This window comes from Arthrobacter tumbae (assembly GCF_016907495.1).
GTDB lineage: Bacteria > Actinomycetota > Actinomycetes > Actinomycetales > Micrococcaceae > Arthrobacter_D > Arthrobacter_D tumbae.
In genome coordinates this window covers 2673896-2692819 of record NZ_JAFBCC010000001.1, presented here as the reverse complement: position 1 = coordinate 2692819, position 18924 = coordinate 2673896, and the positions used below count along the sequence as shown (strand labels likewise).

20 protein-coding genes and 1 pseudogene are annotated in these 18924 nt (G+C 63.3%); 9 read left to right on the top strand and 12 right to left on the bottom strand.

Features of this window, described 5'->3' with window-relative positions:
- Positions 1-11 precede the first annotated feature (11 nt).
- Genes JOD47_RS12915 through JOD47_RS12900 form a run of 4 tightly spaced genes read right to left on the bottom strand, consistent with a single transcriptional unit; the run spans position 12 to position 3028 of the window.
- A complete protein-coding gene (locus JOD47_RS12915; RefSeq protein ID WP_204534811.1) occupies positions 12-617 on the bottom strand; it encodes a 2'-5' RNA ligase family protein in 606 nt (201 codons plus the stop codon).
- Positions 618-621: 4 nt separating this feature from the next.
- On the bottom strand, positions 622-1662 hold the full coding sequence (gene trpS, locus JOD47_RS12910) for a tryptophan--tRNA ligase (RefSeq protein ID WP_204534809.1): 1041 nt from the start codon (positions 1660-1662) through the stop codon (positions 622-624).
- 1 nt (position 1663) lies between these two features.
- Positions 1664-2515, bottom strand: coding sequence for an exodeoxyribonuclease III (locus JOD47_RS12905; RefSeq protein WP_307836279.1), 852 nt, complete (start codon positions 2513-2515; stop codon positions 1664-1666).
- Positions 2516-2536: 21 nt separating this feature from the next.
- Positions 2537-3028, bottom strand: a complete 492-nt coding sequence (locus tag JOD47_RS12900) for a hypothetical protein (protein ID WP_204536694.1) — start codon at positions 3026-3028, stop codon at positions 2537-2539.
- Between the two features lie 189 nt (positions 3029-3217).
- On the opposite strand from JOD47_RS12900, the gene JOD47_RS12895 reads away from it, so the two are divergent.
- Both JOD47_RS12895 and JOD47_RS12890 read left to right on the top strand, forming a co-directional pair.
- The gene (locus tag JOD47_RS12895; protein ID WP_204534808.1) at positions 3218-3991 is read left to right on the top strand and encodes a hypothetical protein; all 774 of its coding nucleotides are present in this window, start codon (positions 3218-3220) and stop codon (positions 3989-3991) included.
- Positions 3992-4008: 17 nt separating this feature from the next.
- Positions 4009-4689, top strand: a complete 681-nt coding sequence (locus JOD47_RS12890) for a class F sortase (RefSeq protein WP_204534807.1) — start codon at positions 4009-4011, stop codon at positions 4687-4689.
- Between the two features lie 29 nt (positions 4690-4718).
- Here JOD47_RS12890 and JOD47_RS12885 read toward each other — a convergent pair whose 3' ends face one another.
- The 7 genes from JOD47_RS12885 to glyA all read right to left on the bottom strand — a co-directional run bounded on the left by JOD47_RS12885 (position 4719) and on the right by glyA (position 10180).
- Positions 4719-5078 carry a VOC family protein gene (locus tag JOD47_RS12885; RefSeq protein WP_204534806.1) on the bottom strand — a complete coding sequence of 120 codons (360 nt, stop codon included), beginning with the start codon at positions 5076-5078 and terminating at the stop codon, positions 4719-4721.
- 69 nt (positions 5079-5147) lie between these two features.
- Positions 5148-5972, bottom strand: coding sequence for an ABC transporter permease (locus JOD47_RS12880; RefSeq protein WP_307836405.1), 825 nt, complete (start codon positions 5970-5972; stop codon positions 5148-5150).
- 5 nt (positions 5973-5977) lie between these two features.
- Complete coding sequence (locus JOD47_RS12875; protein ID WP_204536690.1) at positions 5978-6781, bottom strand: ABC transporter permease; 804 nt, start codon at positions 6779-6781, stop codon at positions 5978-5980.
- A gap of 37 nt (positions 6782-6818) precedes the next feature.
- Complete coding sequence (locus tag JOD47_RS12870; RefSeq protein ID WP_307836278.1) at positions 6819-7760, bottom strand: ABC transporter ATP-binding protein; 942 nt, start codon at positions 7758-7760, stop codon at positions 6819-6821.
- A gap of 72 nt (positions 7761-7832) precedes the next feature.
- The gene (locus tag JOD47_RS12865; protein ID WP_204534804.1) at positions 7833-8714 is read right to left on the bottom strand and encodes a bifunctional methylenetetrahydrofolate dehydrogenase/methenyltetrahydrofolate cyclohydrolase; all 882 of its coding nucleotides are present in this window, start codon (positions 8712-8714) and stop codon (positions 7833-7835) included.
- A complete protein-coding gene (locus JOD47_RS12860) occupies positions 8715-8879 on the bottom strand; it encodes a hypothetical protein (RefSeq protein ID WP_204534803.1) in 165 nt (54 codons plus the stop codon). It abuts the gene before it with no gap.
- Positions 8873-10180 (bottom strand): serine hydroxymethyltransferase, encoded by a 1308-nt coding sequence (gene glyA / locus JOD47_RS12855; protein ID WP_307836277.1) that lies wholly within the window; start codon positions 10178-10180, stop codon positions 8873-8875. The genes JOD47_RS12860 and glyA overlap by 7 nt, the downstream gene beginning before the upstream one ends.
- A 203-nt stretch (positions 10181-10383) precedes the next feature.
- Between glyA and purU the strand changes: the two genes are divergently transcribed.
- Both purU and JOD47_RS12845 read left to right on the top strand, forming a co-directional pair.
- Positions 10384-11265, top strand: coding sequence for a formyltetrahydrofolate deformylase (gene purU / locus JOD47_RS12850; protein WP_204534801.1), 882 nt, complete (start codon positions 10384-10386; stop codon positions 11263-11265).
- Positions 11266-11283: 18 nt separating this feature from the next.
- Positions 11284-11448 (top strand): annotated as a pseudogene (locus JOD47_RS12845) (DUF1737 domain-containing protein); the annotation flags it as partial.
- Between the two features lie 193 nt (positions 11449-11641).
- On the opposite strand, the gene JOD47_RS12840 reads toward JOD47_RS12845, so the two are convergent.
- Positions 11642-12604 (bottom strand): type IV toxin-antitoxin system AbiEi family antitoxin domain-containing protein, encoded by a 963-nt coding sequence (locus JOD47_RS12840; RefSeq protein WP_204534798.1) that lies wholly within the window; start codon positions 12602-12604, stop codon positions 11642-11644.
- A 454-nt stretch (positions 12605-13058) separates the two neighbouring features.
- Between JOD47_RS12840 and JOD47_RS12835 the strand changes: the two genes are divergently transcribed.
- From JOD47_RS12835 to JOD47_RS12815, 5 genes are all read left to right on the top strand, one after another.
- Complete coding sequence (locus tag JOD47_RS12835; protein ID WP_204534796.1) at positions 13059-13580, top strand: gamma carbonic anhydrase family protein; 522 nt, start codon at positions 13059-13061, stop codon at positions 13578-13580.
- Positions 13581-13612: 32 nt separating this feature from the next.
- On the top strand, positions 13613-14821 hold the full coding sequence (locus JOD47_RS12830) for an ROK family transcriptional regulator (protein ID WP_204534795.1): 1209 nt from the start codon (positions 13613-13615) through the stop codon (positions 14819-14821).
- Between the two features lie 154 nt (positions 14822-14975).
- Positions 14976-16490, top strand: coding sequence for a multiple monosaccharide ABC transporter ATP-binding protein (gene mmsA, locus JOD47_RS12825; protein ID WP_204534794.1), 1515 nt, complete (start codon positions 14976-14978; stop codon positions 16488-16490).
- 19 nt (positions 16491-16509) lie between these two features.
- Positions 16510-17781, top strand: coding sequence for a multiple monosaccharide ABC transporter permease (mmsB, locus tag JOD47_RS12820; RefSeq protein WP_204534793.1), 1272 nt, complete (start codon positions 16510-16512; stop codon positions 17779-17781).
- Between the two features lie 42 nt (positions 17782-17823).
- Positions 17824-18906: a substrate-binding domain-containing protein gene (locus tag JOD47_RS12815; protein ID WP_204534792.1), complete on the top strand. Its 1083-nt coding sequence runs from the start codon at positions 17824-17826 to the stop codon at positions 18904-18906.
- The last annotated feature ends 18 nt before the right edge of the window (positions 18907-18924 follow it).

Sequence of the window (18924 nt, the reverse complement as noted above, 5' to 3'; positions counted from 1 at the left end):
GAAGCGGTGTATCAGGCGCCTGGTTCTTCGCCGGCGGTAGCGTTCTGGCCAAAAGCGAGCTCTTCCCGTAGTTTCCACACACCCGTGACATCGTGCTCGTACAGTCCCATGGTACGTACGGTGAAGGATGCCTCGAAGTCGTCGAGCTGCACCTCCGCCGAATCCATGTTGGCTTCGCTGACGTCGTGGGCCACGGTGACGTGCGGGTGGAAGGGGTATTCGAGGTCGCGGGCGAGGGGCCCCGCCTGCAATCGCCGGTGCAGGTGAACGCAGGAATCGAAACCTTCAGTGACGTTGACAAAGACCACGGGGGTGAGCGGACGAAAGGTGCCGGTGCTTTTGAGGGTAACCGTGAAGGAACTTTGCGCGGAAGCGACCTCACGCACGTGGGCGATGGTCGACGGCCAGTCGGCAGCCGGGGTGGTGGTGATCAGCGTGATGTGCGGTGGGACGAGAGCAGCCATGGGGTCGCCGAAGGAGGCACGCCAGCGCTCAAGTTCGCCGGCAATGGGCTCCGGGATGGCGATGACCACTCCCACGAGCTTGCCCTCCACAGCACGCCGACCCACTACATAGGTCGGTTGGCGCTGCTCGGTATCGCTGACGGGGTGGCTCATGATTCTAGAAAGCACCCGCCGGACCGCGGCCGCGCGCAGGGAGAAAACCTACCTTGGAGAACACATCTGCCAGCGTAACCGACGCGATTTCACGCGCCTTTTCCGCACCTACCGAGAGCAGCCGGTCAAGCTCACCCGGATCACCGAGCAGCTCCAGCGTCCGTGTGCGCACAGGCTCAAGGCGATCAACCACCACGTCCGCCAACTCCACTTTCAGATGCCCGTACATCCGGCCCTCGAAGTGACCGACGACGTCTTCCATGCTCTTCCCGGTCATGAGTGAGTAGATGGACAGCAGATTGGAAACGCCCGGTTTCTCCTCGCGGTCGAAGCGGATCTCGGTGCCGTCATCCGTCACGGCAGACTTGATGCGCTTGGCAGTGACTTTCGGTTCATCCATGATGTTGATCAGGCCCGCCGCAGAGCTTGCCGACTTGGACATTTTGGCGGTGGGGTTCTGAAGATCGTAGATTTTGGCCGATTCCTTCTGGATGAACGGCCTGGGCACTACGAACGTCTCACCGAAGCGCGTATTGAACCGCTGTGCCAGGTCCCGGCTCAACTCAATGTGCTGGCGCTGGTCCTCTCCGACGGGAACGCCTTCCGGCTGGTACAGCAGGATGTCCGCGGCCTGCAGCACGGGATAGGTGAACAGCCCCACCGAGGTGGAGTCGGTGCCCTGCTTGAGCGACTTGTCCTTGAACTGGGTCATGCGGGAAGCCTCGCCGAACCCGGTGATGCAATTGAGCACCCACGCGAGCTGCGCGTGTTCCGGCACGTGTGACTGCACGAAGAGCGTGCACTTGTCCACGTCCACGCCGCCCGCGATGTACTGCGCGGCGGTCAGCCGGGTGCGCTCTGCGAGCTCCGCCGGGTCCTGGGGCACCGTGATGGCGTGGAGGTCCGGAATGAAGTAGATCGCGTCATAGGAGTCCTGCATCTGCACCCATTGCACGAGGGCTCCGAGATAGTTCCCCAGGTGAAGGGAGCTGCCTGAGGGCTGCATACCGGACAGTACCCGCTGGCGTGTTGCGGTGGAGGTCATATCAATCCCGGGGTTGTAAGAGCTTGTAGTCGACGACGAGCGGAGCGTGATCCGAGAATCGCGCTTCCCAGGAGTGGGCGCGGTCGACGACGGCGGTGGTGGCGGCTGTTGCCAGCTCAGGGGTAGCGAGGTGGTAGTCGATGCGCCAACCGGCGTCGTTGTCGAAGGCCTTGCCGCGCCAGGACCACCAGGTGTAGGGGCCGTCCATGTCCCCGGCGAGATCGCGGTGAACATCAACCCAGCCCACGGCATCGCTGAAGAAGTGGTCGAAGTAGGCCCGTTCCTCCGGAAGGAACCCCGCCTTCTTCAGGTTGCCCTTCCAGTTACGGATGTCACGGGTGGTGTGCCCGACGTTGAGGTCTCCAACCACCAGGGCGTGGTCCCGGGTGCGGCGCAGTTCGCCAAGGCGCTCAGACATCAGGTCGAGGAACCGGTACTTGTCCTGCTGCTGCGGTGAATCCGCCTCCCCCGAGTGCACGTAGGCGCTGACAACGCTGAGCGTGCTGCCGTTCAGCTGGAAGTCTGCTTCCACCCAGCGGCCCGCGGTGGCGAAGTACTCATCACCAATGTGCTCGCGGGTTTCGGTGGGCTCCAGTCGGGACGCTACGGCGACGCCGGCACGGCCCTTGGCCGCGGCCTCAGCGTGCAGGATGTGCCATGAATCGCCCAGGAGATCCCGTACCACCTTGTCCGGCGCACGCACCTCCTGCAGGCACAGGATGTCGATGTCCCTGTCCTCGAGCCACTCCTGCATTCCCCGCCGGTATGCTGCACGGATTCCGTTCACGTTCACGGTGGCGATACGGAGGACGTCGGGGTGCTTGCTGCTTATCAGGGAATGTGCCGAACTCACCCGATCAACCTTACCGTGCCGCTAGTCGACGACAGTGCCCTCGACCGGGCCGTCGTCGTCGTTTTTCATCATGCTGCGGGCATTGTGGGAGGTGATCTCGATGGTTTCCAGCGCACGGTCAACCATGCCCTGGTCCTTGCCGAGATGATCACGGATCACGCGTGCCTGGACCTGGACGATCTTGAAGCTGTGATCCAGCTTCTGGTCCCGCATGGCGGAGCTGGTTCCGGTTGGGCCCCTGCCGCCCATGCCGCCGCCGGCGGCCCTGTTGAACTCGTCGATCCGGGCGCTTGCCTTCCGTGCGGCAGAGCGCACCGTGAAGACCACGAAGCTGAAAACCAGCAGCCACCCAAGGGAGATGATCACCACAAGCCAGCCGACGACGTCGTTCTCGTTAGCCGCGAAGACCACCGCCACCAGGAACACCACCAACATGATGGCCATCCCCACGCCGCCCATGCGCAGACTCAATCCCTTGCCCGCGGTTTTTCCAGAAGTTCCCAGTGGTTGCATGCCTCCATTGTCGCAAACCGTCGTCATGGTCATGGCTGCTTCCACCACCGGCGAAAAGGCGGTCCTCATGCCTTGACCATCCGGGCAGAAAAATAATTCAGATCACACCCATCCGTGATGCAACCCACGCCGAACTAGGGATGTGCGTGCCCCAAAAGGTGCGCGTCCCATTCGCTCCATGGAGGAATCATGAACAAGAAAGCTCTTTTCGCAGTCCCCACCCTCGCTATGGGTTTGCTGGCAATGGGCGGCACACCCGCCATGGCTGCCCACGCCGATGGAACCTACACGTCCCAGCTGACCCAGCTCAACGGCACGACCGGCACCGGCAACATCTCGGTGACCATCGATGACAAGCAGGCAACGGTCAGCCTGCAGGTGTCCGGTCTCGCCGAGACCTTCATGGACGCTCCGTACCCGCACGTTCAGCACATCCACGGTGGCGCACAGGGCACTTGCCCCACCCCTGATGGTGACGAAAACGGCGACGGCATCCTCTCCACCACCGATGGCGCTCCCTTCTACGGCGGCATCCTGACCACGCTGAGCACCAGTGGTGACACCAGCCCGGCTGCAGGTCTTGACCTGACGCTGGGTGGCCAGGGTGGCACCTACACGATCGAGCGCACCTTCGAGATGAACCAGGAAACCCTGGACGCTCTTGATGCCGGAACCGCAGTTGTTGTGGTTCACGGTCTGGATCCGGCGACGGCCACGGGCAGCGAGGAAGCTTTCAACGCTCCGAGCGACCTCGAGCCTTCGCTTCCCTTGGGCGCAACCTCGCCTGCTCTGTGTGGAACCCTGGTTGCTTCCCAGATGGGCGCAATGCCTGAAGGTGGCGCTGACACCGGTGTTGCACAGGAGTCCGGCTCCAACCTGGGCATGATCGCCCTCGGCGGCGGCCTGGTTCTGGCAGCAGCAGCCGGCGGCACCTACGCCGTCCGTCGCTCAACCACCAAGTAAAGGACTGATCTGATCTCATGATCAGCTCCAACTCCGGCCGCCGCAGAAGCTTTGCAGTTTCTGCGGCGGCCGCCCTTTTGATCCTCACCGGCTGCGGCACAGGCACCGGCAGCGAGGGTGCTCAGGTCCCAACGACGACGACGGCGCCTGCTACCTCAGCGCCGGCGGCACCATCTGCTTCCGCCAGCGCCGAAGCCTCCCCCTCAGCGGAACCGTCCCAGGCACCCGCTCTTCCGCCAACGCTTGAAGCTTCTGCACCCGTCTCCTTCTCGATCCCCACCATCGAAGCAGGTTCCGATTTGCTCTCGCTTGGGCTGCGGGAGAACGGCTCCCTGGAGGTACCACCGGACGGACCGGGCGCACCGGCCAGCTGGTACAACCAGTCCCCCACTCCCGGCGAACGCGGACCCTCCGTACTGCTGGGACACGTGAACGCCACCGGCGGCGGACCTGGCGTCTTTGCCGACCTCAGGGCACTGAAGGCCGGCGACCTCATCGAGGTCACGCGCGAAGATGGGTCCACCGCGACCTTTGCCGTTACCAAAGGCGAACAGTACCCAAAGGACGAGTTCCCCACCCAGAAGGTGTACGGGAACACCGAGGGCGCCGAGCTACGGCTCATCACCTGCGACGGCTATGACCCGGCCACCGGCGAATTCGACGACAACTACGTCGTGTACGCCGAACTGGTCACCTAAGGGTTCCTGCCGGCCGACCGGTAACGTTTTCACCAGCTGACAAGGCAGAACGGGTGCCCTGCCGGGTCCAGATAGACCCGGTAGGTCCCCGTCCCCGACTCCAGACTGGTAGCACCCAGTGCGAGCACCTTCTGCTCCGCCACGTCGAGGTCTTCCACCCGGATATCGAGATGCACCTGCTGCGGGATCTCCTGACCCGGCCACCTCGGCGGCATATACCCCTCGACCTGCTGGAAAGCCAGAGCCGGACGATCCGGGGCATCACCGATGGTGATCCACCCGTTGTCATCATGCTGGACGCGGATCATGCCCAGCAGGTCCTCATAGAAGGACGCCAGCTGGTCCGTGTTTGAGCAGTCGAAGACGGTTGCGTGCCATTTCCCAATCATGGTTCCAGTATCTGCCGTCCCCAGCCCCGACGGTAGGCAATTGCGGACATCTTCTGTCCTTGCCCGTTCCTACTTCAGGAACAGCTTCCGGAGGCGCGTGGTGGTCAGGACCATCCCGACCAGGATCATCACCAGGTAGTAGGTGACGTGAATCGCCGTTGCAGTTGTGAAGATCCCGATGCTGAGTTGTCGGAGCAGTTCAACGCCGTGCCAGAGCGGAAGAGCCTGGATGAACCACTGTATGCCCTGGGGGTACACGCTCAACGGGTAGAACGTCGCCGAAAACAGGAACATGGGCAGCATCACGAAGTTGATCCAGTCCATCTGCTGGAAGGTCTTCATGTAGCTGGTGATACCCATGCCGAACGAGGCGAAGCCAAAAGCAATCAGCACCGAAGCAGGAACCATCAGCAGGGCCCACGGCGTGGTGATCAGACCCATCAGGCCCATGACCGCCGTGAAGCCCGTGGCGTACAGGGCGCCCCGCAAAAGCGCGAGGAAGATCTCGCCGATGGCAACATCCAGCGGCCCCAGCGAGGTGTACAGCATGCCCTGGTACAGCTTCGCGAAATTCATTTTGAAGAACACGTTCCAGGTGGAGTCATACACCGCGCCGTTCATTGCCGACACCGCGAGGAGCGCCGGCGCTATATAGGCTGCGTAACTGATCTCCTCGCCACCCGGTCCGACGACGGTGCCCACCAGTGCGCCCAGGCCCACTCCCATGGAGATGAGGTAGAGCACCGGCTCGAAGAACCCGGACACCATGATCAGCCAGTTGCTGCTCTTCGTTGCCATCAGGCCGCGGGCAATCACCGCTTTGGCATTGCGTGCATAGAGCGCGCTGAAAGGGCGGTCCCTGACCTGCACCCGGTAGTCCTGTTCGGTCAGCACCCTGCTCACTTGCCCAGCCTCCGTTCGTACATACGGCGGGCAAGGACCCAGCCGAGCAGTGCCAGCCCCACCAGGTAGAGGATGTGGATGGCCGAGAGCCAGAGCGGCTCGTCATACCCGTAGGTCAGCACCCGTCCCAGTTCCGTACCGTGCCACAGCGGGGAGATCCAGCCGATCCAGCGCAGGAAGATGGGCAGCGTCTCGAGCGGGAAGAATGTTCCGGAGAACAGGAACAGCGGCGTCACGATGAAGCGCATGACCAGGGCGAACTGCCCCTTGTCCTCGGTGACGCTTGCGGAGTACGCCATGAGCGGGAGCCCGAACGAAAGCCCGCACACCACCGCGACAACGATTGACACCGAACCCCACGCAGATGGCGATGCCCCGAAGGCGGCAACGATCGCGAAGTAGATGGCCGACATCAGGAAGAGTCGCAGGGAGATCGCGATGATGTAGCCGTTGACGATCTGATGCACGGCCAGCGGCGAGGCATGCGGACCGTAGTAGACGCGCCGCCATTTGAAGCCGTCCATGACGGGGTAGGTGAACTCCGTGGCGGCCGTCATGATCGTTGCCGAGGAGAGGAGCGCCGGCGCAATGAAGGCGAGGTAGTTGACACCGCCGAAAGCGCTCTCGGCGCTGTTGCTGTCCACCAGCGTGGCGAGCCCGACCCCCATGGCGAAGAGGTACATCACAGGGTTGCCGACGCTGTAGGCGAGCAGGGTCCAGCGGTAGCCGTTCATCACCTTGAGGGCGTGCTCGGCGTAATACCAGGAGCCGAACTTCCGGGCCCGCTGCGCTGCGACCATCGGGGAATGGGCGGCGAGGGCACTGCCGGTCTGCTGGCTAGTCAACGAGGCTCCTCCCGGTCAGGCGCAGGAAGACGTCCTCCAAAGATGACCGGCGCACAAGGGAGGTGATGGGGTGGAGACCGCGGGCGGTGACCTGTTCAAGGGCGGACTCGCCGTCGTGCGTGTAGATCAGAACGCGGTCCGGCAGGGACTCGAGCCGGTCACCGATGCCGGCCAGATCCGCGGCCACCGTTGTGTTCCTTTCGGACCCGAAGCGGAGCTCGAGCACCTCGCGGGTGGAGTGCTCGCGGATGAGCGTGGCGGGAGAACCCTCAGCCATGATCTGCCCCTTGTCGACGACGACCAGACGGTCACAGAGCTGTTCCGCCTCATCCATGTAGTGGGTCGTGAGGATCAGGGTAACGCCGGACTCCTTCAGACGGAACAGCCGGTCCCAGAGGATGTGCCGGGCCTGCGGATCGAGTCCGGTAGTGGGCTCGTCGAGAAGGAGGATCTTCGGCTCGTTGATGAGCGAGCGCGCGATGGTCAGGCGCCGCTTCATACCGCCGGACAGCGAGTCAACCTTTGCCTTCGCCTTGTCGGTGAGCTGGGCGAATTCGAGCAGCTCGTCCGCTTTCGGCTTGAGGTAGCTCATCGGCAGCCCGAAGTAGCGCCCGTAGACCAAAAGGTTGTCCCGTACGCGCAGCTCCTCGTCCAGGTTGTCCTGCTGCGGCACGACGCCGAGGTGTGCCCGAACCTCCGGACCATGCTGCTCAGGGTCCAGCCCCATGATGGTCAGTTTCCCGGAGGTGCGCTGCGAGACACCGCCGATCATCTTCATGGTGGTCGACTTGCCGGCGCCGTTGGGACCGAGCAGGCCGAAGGACTCGCCCGCCGGCACGTCAAAGGAGATGCCGTCGACAGCGGCGAAATCACCGTAGTGCTTGGTCAGCCGGTCAGCAGAGATGACGTAGTTCGGGATAGTTTGCTCGGGCACCAGAACAGCCTAGAGGAACTGTCTGATTGGTAAAAGACAATCAGTGCGTGTCGAGGACACTTCCCGTCCTCATCAACCTGTCTGGCGCTCCGCGGCCTCAACCACGTTGGCCAGGAGCATGGCCCGCGTCATGGGCCCTACTCCCCCGGGATTGGGCGAAAGCCAACCGGCGACGTCGGCCGCCTCCTTCGCGACATCGCCCCGCAGGGTGGCCTTGCCGGTTTCAGGATCTGTCACCCGGGTGACCCCGACGTCCAGGACGATGGCGCCCGGCAACAGATGCTCAGCGGTGATCATGCCGGGCAGACCTGCAGCCGCTACGACGACGTCGGCCTCGCCGAGGTGCCTCGGCAGGTCCACCGTGCCGGTGTGCGCCAGCGTGACGGTCGCGTTAATTGCCCGCCGCGTGAGCAGCAGGCCAAGCGGCCTGCCCACCGTCACGCCACGTCCCACGACGAGCACGTTCTTGCCCTTGAGCTCGATGCCATGGCGCAGCAGCAGCTCGACGATGCCATGCGGAGTACAGGGCAGCGGCGAGTCCATGGGGCCGTTGACATTGAGGACGAGCTTTCCGAGGTTGGTCGGGTGCAGCCCGTCGGCGTCCTTGCCCGGCGCCATCCGCTCAAGGATGGCGTGCGCGTCGATGTGGGCGGGGAGAGGCAACTGGACGATGTAGCCGGTGGTGGCGTCGTCGTCGTTCAGTTCATCGATGACCTTTTCGAGGTCCTCCTGACTGATGTCCCCCGGAAGGTCACGGCGGATCGAGTTAATGCCCACCTGCTCGCAGTCGCGGTGCTTCCCGGCCACGTAGGACCGACTCCCGGGGTCATCGCCGACCAGCACCGTACCCAGTCCGGGCGTGATGCCCTGGCGCTTCAGAGCGGCGACCCGTTCTGTGAGTTCGCTGCGGATTGCGGCCGCTGTTGCCTTACCGTCAAGAATCTGTGCGCTCATCTACGCCGCTCCTTTGTTGAGCTGTTCCCTGTCCAACTCCTCGAGCAGGTACGCCTTCCCACGCTCACAGCACCCTGTGAAACAGCATTCCTCAGTGGGAATCTCGAACTCGCCCGAGCGGGCCGCTGCCGACTCCAACGCACCCGGCGGGAGGTCTTCTACCATTCCTCGTGTCCGGGGTAGAGCGGGAAATCGGCAGCAAGGCGGGATACGCGTGCGCGCAGCGCCTCTATGTCCGCACCGGGCTTCAGCACTGCGGCGATGATCTCGCCCACCTCGGTGAACTCGGTCGAGCCGAATCCGCGGGTGGCCAGCGCCGGAGTGCCGATGCGGAGGCCGGAGGTAACCATCGGCGGACGCGGGTCGTTGGGGACCGCGTTGCGGTTGACCGTGATGCCAACTGAGTGAAGGAGGTCCTCCGCCTGCTGACCGTCCAGCTCGGAGTTGCGGAGGTCGACCAGGACCAGGTGCACGTCGGTTCCGCCGGTGAGGACCGACACTCCGTGCTCGGTGACATCTCTGCCCATGAGCCGCTCGGCGATGATGCGGGCGCCCTCGAGGACGCGCTCCTGGCGCTCCTTGAATTCCTCCGTGCCTGCGATCTTGAAAGCCGTAGCCTTGGCTGCGATGACGTGCATGAGCGGACCGCCCTGCTGGCCAGGGAAGACGTTGGAGTTCAGCTTCTTTGCCCACTCCTGCTTGGCCAGGATCACGCCTGAACGCGGCCCGGAGAGGGTCTTGTGCACGGTGGAGGTGACCACGTCCGAGTGGGGAACGGGGCTCGGGTGCAGGCCGGCCGCCACGAGACCTGCGAAGTGGGCCATGTCGGTCCAGAGCAGGGCGCCGACCTCATCGGCGATGGACCGGAATGCCGCGAAATCGAGGTGGCGGGGATACGCTGACCAGCCGGCAATGATGACCTGGGGCTTCTCAGCCAGGGCCTGCTCACGGACGCGCTCCATATCGAGGCGGTGCGTGTCGCTCTCGACGCCGTACGCTGCGACCTCATAGAGCTTGCCGGAGAAGTTCAGCTTCATGCCGTGGGTCAGGTGACCGCCGTGCGCCAGTGAGAGGCCCATGATTTTCTCACCCGGCTTGATCATTGCAGCGAGGGCGGCGGCGTTGGCCTGGGCTCCCGAGTGGGGCTGGACGTTGGCGAACTCCGCGCCGAAGAGTGCCTTGACTCGCTCAATAGCGAGGCTCTCTGCGACGTCAACATGCTCACAGCCGCCGTAGTAGCGGCGGCCCGGGTAGCCCTCCGCGTACTTGTTGGTCAGGACCGAGCCCTGGGCTTCGAGCACCGATCGAGGCGCGAAGTTCTCGGAGGCGATCATCTCAAGAGTGTCGCGCTGGCGTGCCAGCTCATCGTTGAGGACCGCGGCGATTTCCGGGTCAACCTCGGACAGCGGTGCGTTGGTCACGGACTGGGTCTGGGACTGGGTCGCAGAGGGAGAGGATGAAGTCACGGGAGGCTCCTGGTGAGGTGAGGGTTCTACAGGTCAGGCTACCTGTTGACCGGGGCGCCGGCGCATGCCGCTTCCTGGTGGTTGCCCACGTTACGCCAGTCGCGACTCAGCCATTCTAGACGGCGGGGCACGCTGGCTCGAACTGTTGCGGACGGTGACCCGCAGCGCGACTTTGCCGCCGTGCTGCCCGGTAACCTTGGAGCGTGACTGAAGCTGTACAGGCCGGTGTTCCCGGCAGCGCGCCGTCGTCGTTCATTCTGACCCTCTCCTGTGATGACCGGCCGGGAATTGTCCACGCCGTTTCCGGGGCGCTGGTGGCTGCTGACTGCAACATCACCGAATCTCAGCAGTACGGCAGCCCCGACTCGGGGACGTTTTTCATGCGGGTTGCGATCACCACGCGGTCGGAACGGGGTGCCGTGGAAGCGCACCTGGCGCCGGTAGCCCAGGCGTTCGGAATGACCTGGGGACTGTACGCCGAAGGCACACCGGCGCGCACTCTCATCATGGCGTCCAAGTCCGCTCACTGCCTCAACGACCTGCTCTTCCAGCAGCGCGCGGGAATCCTGCCGATCGAGATTCCCGTGATTGTCTCCAACCACACGGACCTGGCCGGGCTTGCCGCGTTCTATGGAGTGCCTTTCCATCATGTTCCCGTGAGTGCTGACGGTAAGGCTTCGGCGGAGGAACGGCTTCTGGAGCTCGTGGCGGAACACCGGATCGAGCTTGTGGTTCTCGCGCGGTACATGCAGGTGCTCAGCGACACCCTGTGCTCGCAGCTGGTGGGGCGTGCAATCAATATCCACCACTCGTTCCTGCCGTCGTTCAAGGGTGCGCGTCCGTACCACCAGGCTCACGCCCGCGGCGTCAAGCTGATCGGCGCGACGGCCCACTACGTGACGCCGGCGCTGGATGAGGGACCCATCATCGAGCAGGAAGTCATCCGCGTGGACCACGCCCGGACTGCGCCCCAGCTGGCGGCCATGGGCGCGGACGTTGAAAGCCGGACCCTGGCGCAGGCCGTGAAGTGGCATGCCGAGCACCGCGTGCTGCTCGACGGCACGCGGACAGTCGTCTTCAATTAGGTCCTTTCAGGAGTAAACATGAGTGAAGAAGCACCCCTGCGCTACCGTGTGTTGACCGGGCCCGATGACCGAGCGTTCTGTGCGCGCGTCAGCGAGGCGCTGGAGAGCGGGTACCGGCTGCATGGCTCCCCTACCGTGACGTTCAACGGCGAGCGCGTGATCGTTGCGCAGGCGGTAGTGCTGGAGGACTGAGGCTGTTCCGGGAGTGGAAGCGGGGCGGCCGGCGGACCCGGTCGGGGAGCAACCTGGACAAAGGTGGCCGAAATACCGCTCACGTCCGACCACGTTGCTCCAATTCAGGTCCGGATCGCTCGCCGGCTCGTCCGGGTTCCTCCACTTCAGGTCCGTACCGCTCCTCGCGGCTTCACCCCGCGCCTCAAGGACGCCGGTTGATGCGTGGCAATCCCGCCTTGGTGAGTTCTTGTAGCAGGAGCTGAGGATTCGTCGCTTCCTTCCACTCCCACCGCACCACGTTTTTGCCTGTGGCTCGTATGCGGTTCTCCCGGTTCTTCTCATCGATCACCACTTGGGCAGCCGTTTTCCCTTGCATGTACTCGGGTTTCTGATACTTACCCCGACCGTCGAACTCTCCGACCAGCGCGTGATCCTTCCACCAGAAGTCAACGACAGCAGCCAGTCCCAGCTCATCCATCACTCTGTACTGCAGTTCAGGCGCCGGAAATCCGAGCTCGGCGATATAGACCCGGCTCAGAGACTCGCCCGGATACATCGCCGAGCCATCGGCGAAGTCGAGGACCCTGCGTACTTTTCGTCGTTTGGCTCCGGATGGAAGCAGCGCAATAACGTCTTCGACGTCCGCCTTGGTCACCGGACACTTCCGACTTTCTGCCGGGAGGGGCTTCGTGTTGAGCAGCCTGTCCATCACAGCGACTGCCCATGGAAAGTCATAGATCAGACAAAGATCGACGGCCGTCTGGATCTTGTCCGTCACACGTAGCCCGCAATCCATCGCTTCGGCGGAGACCTCGCCTGCAGGAGACGTCATCCGGCGCACGCCATTGCTACTCTTGCGCCCGCTACCCACCGGCACGATCACCTGGATGTCCGGCGGCAGGTCCGGGCGGGGGAACCCCCAGAGCACTCCCGCTGTCTCCGCGCCGAACAGTGGGGGACGACGTGCAGTGCGGGTCATCGCCTCGAGCATCCCGCGATAACGCTGCTCGTCCTCGAGTTGTCCCCAGCTTTGGGCGTCCACGTAACAGCCGTGCCTGATTCTTATCAGTTCGCCGCTCTTGGCACGCCGCGAAAGCTCCCGCGGCCAGGCCTCCTCGTACGGTTTGTCGGCGCTGGTGCGGATTCGCAGTGGAAAGTCAGCCATGGTTCCCAGCAAATCCCATCGTCCGCCTGCGCGCGGAAGGCGAACCGGCTATGTGGATAACGCCCGCAATGCTGAGTCCTGCCAGAGGGGGAACGGCGGGACGAAGTGGGAGGCGAAGGGGAGGGACGAGGTGGGACGCGGAGGGCGGGACGAGGTGCAAGGCGGAGGGGAGGCGAAGGGGCGGGACGATGTGGGACGCAGACGGCGGGGTTGCGATCGCGGCTGGAGCAACATGGACAGGGGTGAGCGACATTTCCCTCACCTCGTTCCGGGCTTCTCACCCGCCCGTCCAGGTTGCTCACATGCCGGTCCGAATTGCCCCTGGCCCGGTCCACACTGCTCTTCGGCCCGGTCGGGCTGCCCCTGGCCCGGTCCAGGTTGCTCACCCGCCCGTCCAGGTTGCTTCACGCGGAGAAAGCTCGGCCGAAAAACACGGCGGCGATAGGCTGGGTGGATGGGACACATCATCGAATTCGGCGGCAATACTCCCTCAATCCCCGAGACGGTGTTCGTCGCACCGACTGCGTCAATCATCGGCAACGCAACCTTCGGGGATAACTCCAGCGCGTTCTACGGAGTCAGCGTGCGCGCAGATACGGAAACGATCACCATCGGCGCGGGTACCAACCTGCAGGACAACGTCGTCGTGCATGCCGATCCGGGCTTCCCCGCCAGTGTGGGAGACCGCGTCAGCGTGGGGCACAGCGCCGTCGTGCACGGATGCACGATCGGGAACGACTGCCTCATCGGCATGAGCGCCACCATCATGAACGGCGCAACCATCGGCGAGGGATCCCTGGTCGCGGCCGGCGCCGTGGTCCTCGAAGGCATGCAGGTGCCGCCGCATTCGCTGGTGGCCGGCGTCCCGGCGAAGGTCCGCCGGGAGTTGAACGAGGATGAGCTTCAGGGTGTTCGGGACAACGCTTCCCGCTATCAGGAGTTGGCTGCGCTGCACCGAGTTGCGTTTACTTCTTGACGGCAACAACCTGCATGTAGGAATGTGTAGGCATGTCCGTCGAGTCCCCCGCGCCATCGCGGCCTGTCCCCAACCCGAGCCGCCACAAGCCCGGCTCCCAGTCCGCTCTCCGGCAGCTCAACGAGCAAAGGATTGTCCAGGCGCTTGCTACCGGCGGTCCGCAGACGCAGGCTGAACTAGCCCGCCAGACCGGGCTTTCCACAGCGACGGTCTCCAACATCGTCCGTGGCATGGCGGACTCGGGAACAGTCACAACCAGTCCCACCACGAGCTCCGGGCGCAGGGCCCTGTCCGTCGCGCTCAATGACAACGGTTCAGTTGCTGTGGGGATCGACATCGGCCGCAGGCATGTGCGGGTAGTCCTTGCCGGACCCGATTACCGAGTCCTCTCCGAGGAGGCCATCCCACTGACCGCGGGCCACACAGCAGAGGAAGGGCTCGACGCCGCCGCGGAGCTCCTCGACCGGCTGCTCACCGAGTCAGGCACTTCCCGAAGCGCAGTGCTCGGGGCCGGCATTGGCATCCCGGGCCCCATCGACCGGCGCACCGGAACCGTTGTGCAGGGTGCCATCCTGCCTGAATGGGTGGGAATCAACATCCTCGAGACGTTCAGCGAGCGGCTCAGAATCCCAGTCTTCATTGACAACGACGCCAATCTCGGCGCGCTGGCGCAGGTCACGTGGGGCCCGCACAGCTCTGTGGAGAACCTGATTTTCGTGAAGATCGGGTCAGGCATCGGTGCCGGACTGATTCTCAACGGTGCGCTGTACTACGGCAACGTAGGGATCACCGGGGAACTGGGCCACACCACCATCGACGAGCACGGCCTCATCTGTCGCTGCGGCAACCGCGGCTGCCTCGAAACCGTCGCCTCGACGGCAACCATGATCAGCCTGCTGGAGCGCACCAGCCACCGTCCGCTTACAGCACCCGACATCGTGCAACTGGCCCTGGGCGGAGACACCGCAACCCTTCGGGTCATCGACGACGCCGGCCTCGCCATCGGACGCGCGATCGCCCATGTCGCAAACCTGATCAACCCCGAACTGATTGTTCTCGGCGGATCCCTGACCGGACTGGGCGACATTCTGCTGGACCCCGTCCGGCGTGGGCTGCTGCGGCATGCTGTGCCAGTGGTTGGCGAGTCGACCACAGTCAGCATGGGCTCGCTCGGGGACCGCGCTGAGGCACTGGGAGGGGTCGCCGTCGTGCTGTCCCAGCCCAGCCTGAGCTCAAGCTAGCTTCTGGATTTCCAATAGTTGGGATCAATTTTGCGTTCAAGACTTGACGACAACACCCTACTAAGAGTTTACTTTTTTGGCGGGCCTTTCTCGGCCTGAAGACAGCGCAGTCAGTTGCGGGAAGGCCTTCAGGGATAACCACACCATCCTCGAGATGCAGTCGATCACCAAGGAATTCCCGGGCGTGAAAGCTCTGGACGATGTTTCCCTCGCCGTGACTGCCGGGGAAATTCACGCCATCTGCGGCGAGAACGGCGCCGGCAAGTCCACTCTGATGAAGGTGCTGTCCGGTGTCTATCCGCACGGAACCTACGGCGGACAGATCATCTTCCAGGGCCAGGAAGTCCAGTTCAGGGACATCCGCTCAAGCGAGGCCGCCGGGATTGTCATCATTCATCAGGAACTGGCTCTGATTCCCGAGCTTTCCATCGCCGAGAACATCTTCCTGGGCAACGAGCCCACCCGCTTCGGAGTCATCGACTGGGACAAGGTCAATGCCAGCACCCAGGAACTTCTGGCGCGCGTAGGCCTGAGCGAGGACCCAATCACCAAAATCAAGGACATCGGCGTCGGCAAGCAGCAGCTGGTCGAGATCGCCAAAGCGCTCAGCAAGTCGGTGAAGCTGCTCATCCTCGACGAGCCCACCGCGGCGCTGAACGAGTCCGACTCCCAGCACCTGCTGGATCTGATGTCCGGGCTGCGTGCCAAGGGGATTTCCTGCATCATGATCTCCCACAAGCTCAACGAGATCGAGCAGATCGCTGACTCGATCACCATCATCCGTGACGGCAAGGCAATCGAGACCCTGCACGTGAAGAACGACGGCGTCGATGAAGACCGCATCATCCGCGGCATGGTGGGGCGCTCCCTGGAATCCCGGTTCCCGGACCACACTCCCGATATCGGCGAAGTGTTCTTCGAAGTGCGGAATTGGACCGTAGCTCACCCCCGCGTCGCTGACCGGCTGGTCTGCAAGAATGCGAGCTTCACCGTCAAGCGCGGCGAAGTCGTAGGCTTCGCAGGCCTGATGGGTGCCGGCAGAACTGAACTGGCGCGGTCGATCTTTGGCCGCTCCTACGGCAACTTCAAGTCCGGCCAAATTTTCAAGGACGGCAAAGAGCTGCATCTGCGCACCGTCCCGCAGGCGATCAATCACGGTCTGGCGTACGTCACCGAGGACCGCAAGTCCCTCGGCCTCAATCTCCTCGACGACATCAAGTCCACTACCGTGGCGGCGAACTTGAAGAAGATCACCAACGGCATGGTGGTCGACGAAGATCAGGAGTTCCTCGTTGCGGACGAGTACCGCCGGACCCTGCGCACCAAGACTCCTTCGGTCAACGAGGGCGTATCGAAGCTGTCCGGCGGAAACCAGCAGAAGGTTGTCCTGGCCAAGTGGATGTTCACCGACCCGGACCTGCTCATTCTCGACGAGCCAACCCGCGGTATCGACGTCGGAGCCAAGTTTGAGATCTACGGCATCATTCAGCGGCTGGCCAACCAGGGCAAGGGCGTCATCGTCATCTCATCAGAGTTGCCGGAACTGCTTGGCCTGTCCGACCGCATCTACACCATCTTCGAAGGCGCCATCACGGGAGAGCTGAAACGCGGAGACGCGGATCAGGAAAACCTGATGAAACTCATGACAGCCAGCAGGAAAACTGCTTAACCCGGATCCAAGGAAAACCATGACCTCCCTTAAACAGCTCTTCGGCGGAGATACCCGCCAATTCGGGATGATCTTTGCGTTGATTGCACTGGTTGTCTTTTTCCAGATCATGACCGGCGGCAAGACACTGACGCCCACCAACATGATCAATCTCTTCAACGGCAACTCCTACATCCTGATCCTCGCGATCGGCATGGTGCTGGTGATCATCGCCGGGCACATCGACCTCTCGGTGGGTTCCGTCGCCGCCTTCGCCGGCATCGTGGTCGCTGTGGTGATGCGCGACTGGGGCTTGCCCTGGTACATGGGCGTCGTCGTCGGCCTGCTGCTCGGAGCGCTGATCGGTGCGTGGCAGGGTTTCTGGGTTGCCTATGTGGGCATACCCGCCTTCATTGTCACCCTCGCCGGCATGCTGCTGTTCCGCGGCTTCAACCAGTACGTGGGCCAGTCGACCACCGTTCCAGTGCCGCAGGAGTTCCGTTACCTCGGCGCGGGCTATCTTCCTGAGGTAGGTCCGGTAAGCGGGTACAACAACCTGACCGTCCTGCTGGGCCTCGCCCTCTGCGGTGCAGTGATCTACCTCGAAATGCGCAAGCGCCGCCGCTTCGAGAAAGTCGGCGCCCAGCCCCCCGCGCAGTGGGTGTCCATCCTGAAGATGGCTCTGCTGTGTGCCGCTATCCTCTACGCCACCTACCTCTTCGCCACCGGTAACCGCGGCACCTCCTTCCCTGTACCGGGCCTGATCCTGGGCGTGCTTGTGATCATCTACGCGTTCGTCTCGAGCAAGACCATCGTCGGCCGCCACGTCTACGCTGTCGGCGGCAACCGCCACGCAGCGGAACTCACGGGCGTGCAGAGCAAGAAGGTCGACTTCCTGGTGCTGATGAACATGTCCATCCTGGCCTCGCTCGCCGGAATGATCTTCGTCGGGCGCTCCACAGCTTCCGGGCCCTTCGACGGCGTCGGCTGGGAACTCGACGCGATCGCAGCGGTCTTCATCGGAGGTGCTGCCGTCACCGGTGGCGTTGGCACCGTGGTCGGCTCCATCATCGGCGGCCTGGTCATGGCAGTGCTGAACAACGGCCTGCAACTGCTCGGCATCGGCGCGGACATGACCCAGATCATCAAGGGGCTGGTGCTCCTGGTCGCCGTTGCATTCGACGTCTACAACAAGAGCCAGGGCAAGCGGTCGATCACCGGTCTGCTGATGAAGAACTTCGGCGGCCAGGGCAGACCCGAAGTTCCGACGGACACCAAGAAGGTCGTCTCCCACGACGCAACCGTGTCCTGATCAAGCAACACACAACCCCCTCATAGAGAAAGAGAAAACAGAATGCGCAAGTTATCCACCACCTTTGCGGCGGTTGCAGCTATCTCGGCGCTGGCGCTGAGCGGTTGCGGCAGGGCCGAGGAAACGCCCGGCGGCGAAGCAGCGGCGGGCTTCGAGGAAGGCTCGGCCATCGGCGTCGCCCTGCCCCAGAAGACCTCCGAGAACTGGGTACTGGCAGAAGGCCTGTTCAATGACGGCCTGACCGAAGCAGGCTACGATCCGGACGTCCAGTTCGCCAACGGCGGCGTTTCCGAGCAGCAGAACCAGATCAGCTCCATGATCACCAACGGTGTTGAGGTCCTGATCGTCGGAGCGATCGACGGCGCCCAGCTCGGCACCCAGCTGCAGCAGGCCAAGGACGCCGGCATCACCGTCATCGCCTATGACCGCCTCCTGACCAACACAGAGAACGTCGACTACTACGTGGCGTATGACAACTTCCGGGTCGGCGAACTGCAGGGCCAGGCGCTGCTTGACGGCATGGCAGAGCAAGGCGAGGGCCCCTACAACATCGAGCTCTTCGCAGGCTCCCCCGATGATGCCAACGCCCAGGTATTTTTCGACGGTGCCATGAGCGTTCTCCAGCCGGAGATCGACGCGGGTAACCTCAACGTCGTGTCCGGGCAGGTCGAGTTCAACCAGACCGTGACCCAGGGTTGGGAAGCCGGCAACGCGCAGACCCGCATGGACACCTTGCTCAGCGGCAACTACTCCGACACCGAACTGCACGGCGTTCTCTCCCCCAACGACAACCTGGCCCGCGCGATCCTGACCTCGGTCACGGCTGCGGGCAAGGACCTGCCGGTTGTCACCGGACAGGATTCCGAGGTTGAGTCCGTCAAGTCCATCATGGCCGGCGAGCAGTACTCCACCATCAACAAGGACACCCGCGCCCTGGTGGATCACTCCATTGGAATGGTGGAAGGCCTCGCTGCAGGTGAAGAACTCGAAATCAACGATCCCGATTCCTACGACAACGGCGTGAAGGTTGTTCCCGCCTACCTGCTGGAGCCCCAGATCGTCACCCAGGAAAACGCGGCGGAGGCCTACGCCAACGACCCGACATTGTCCGAACTGACCAAGTAACACCCGAAAAATCCCCGG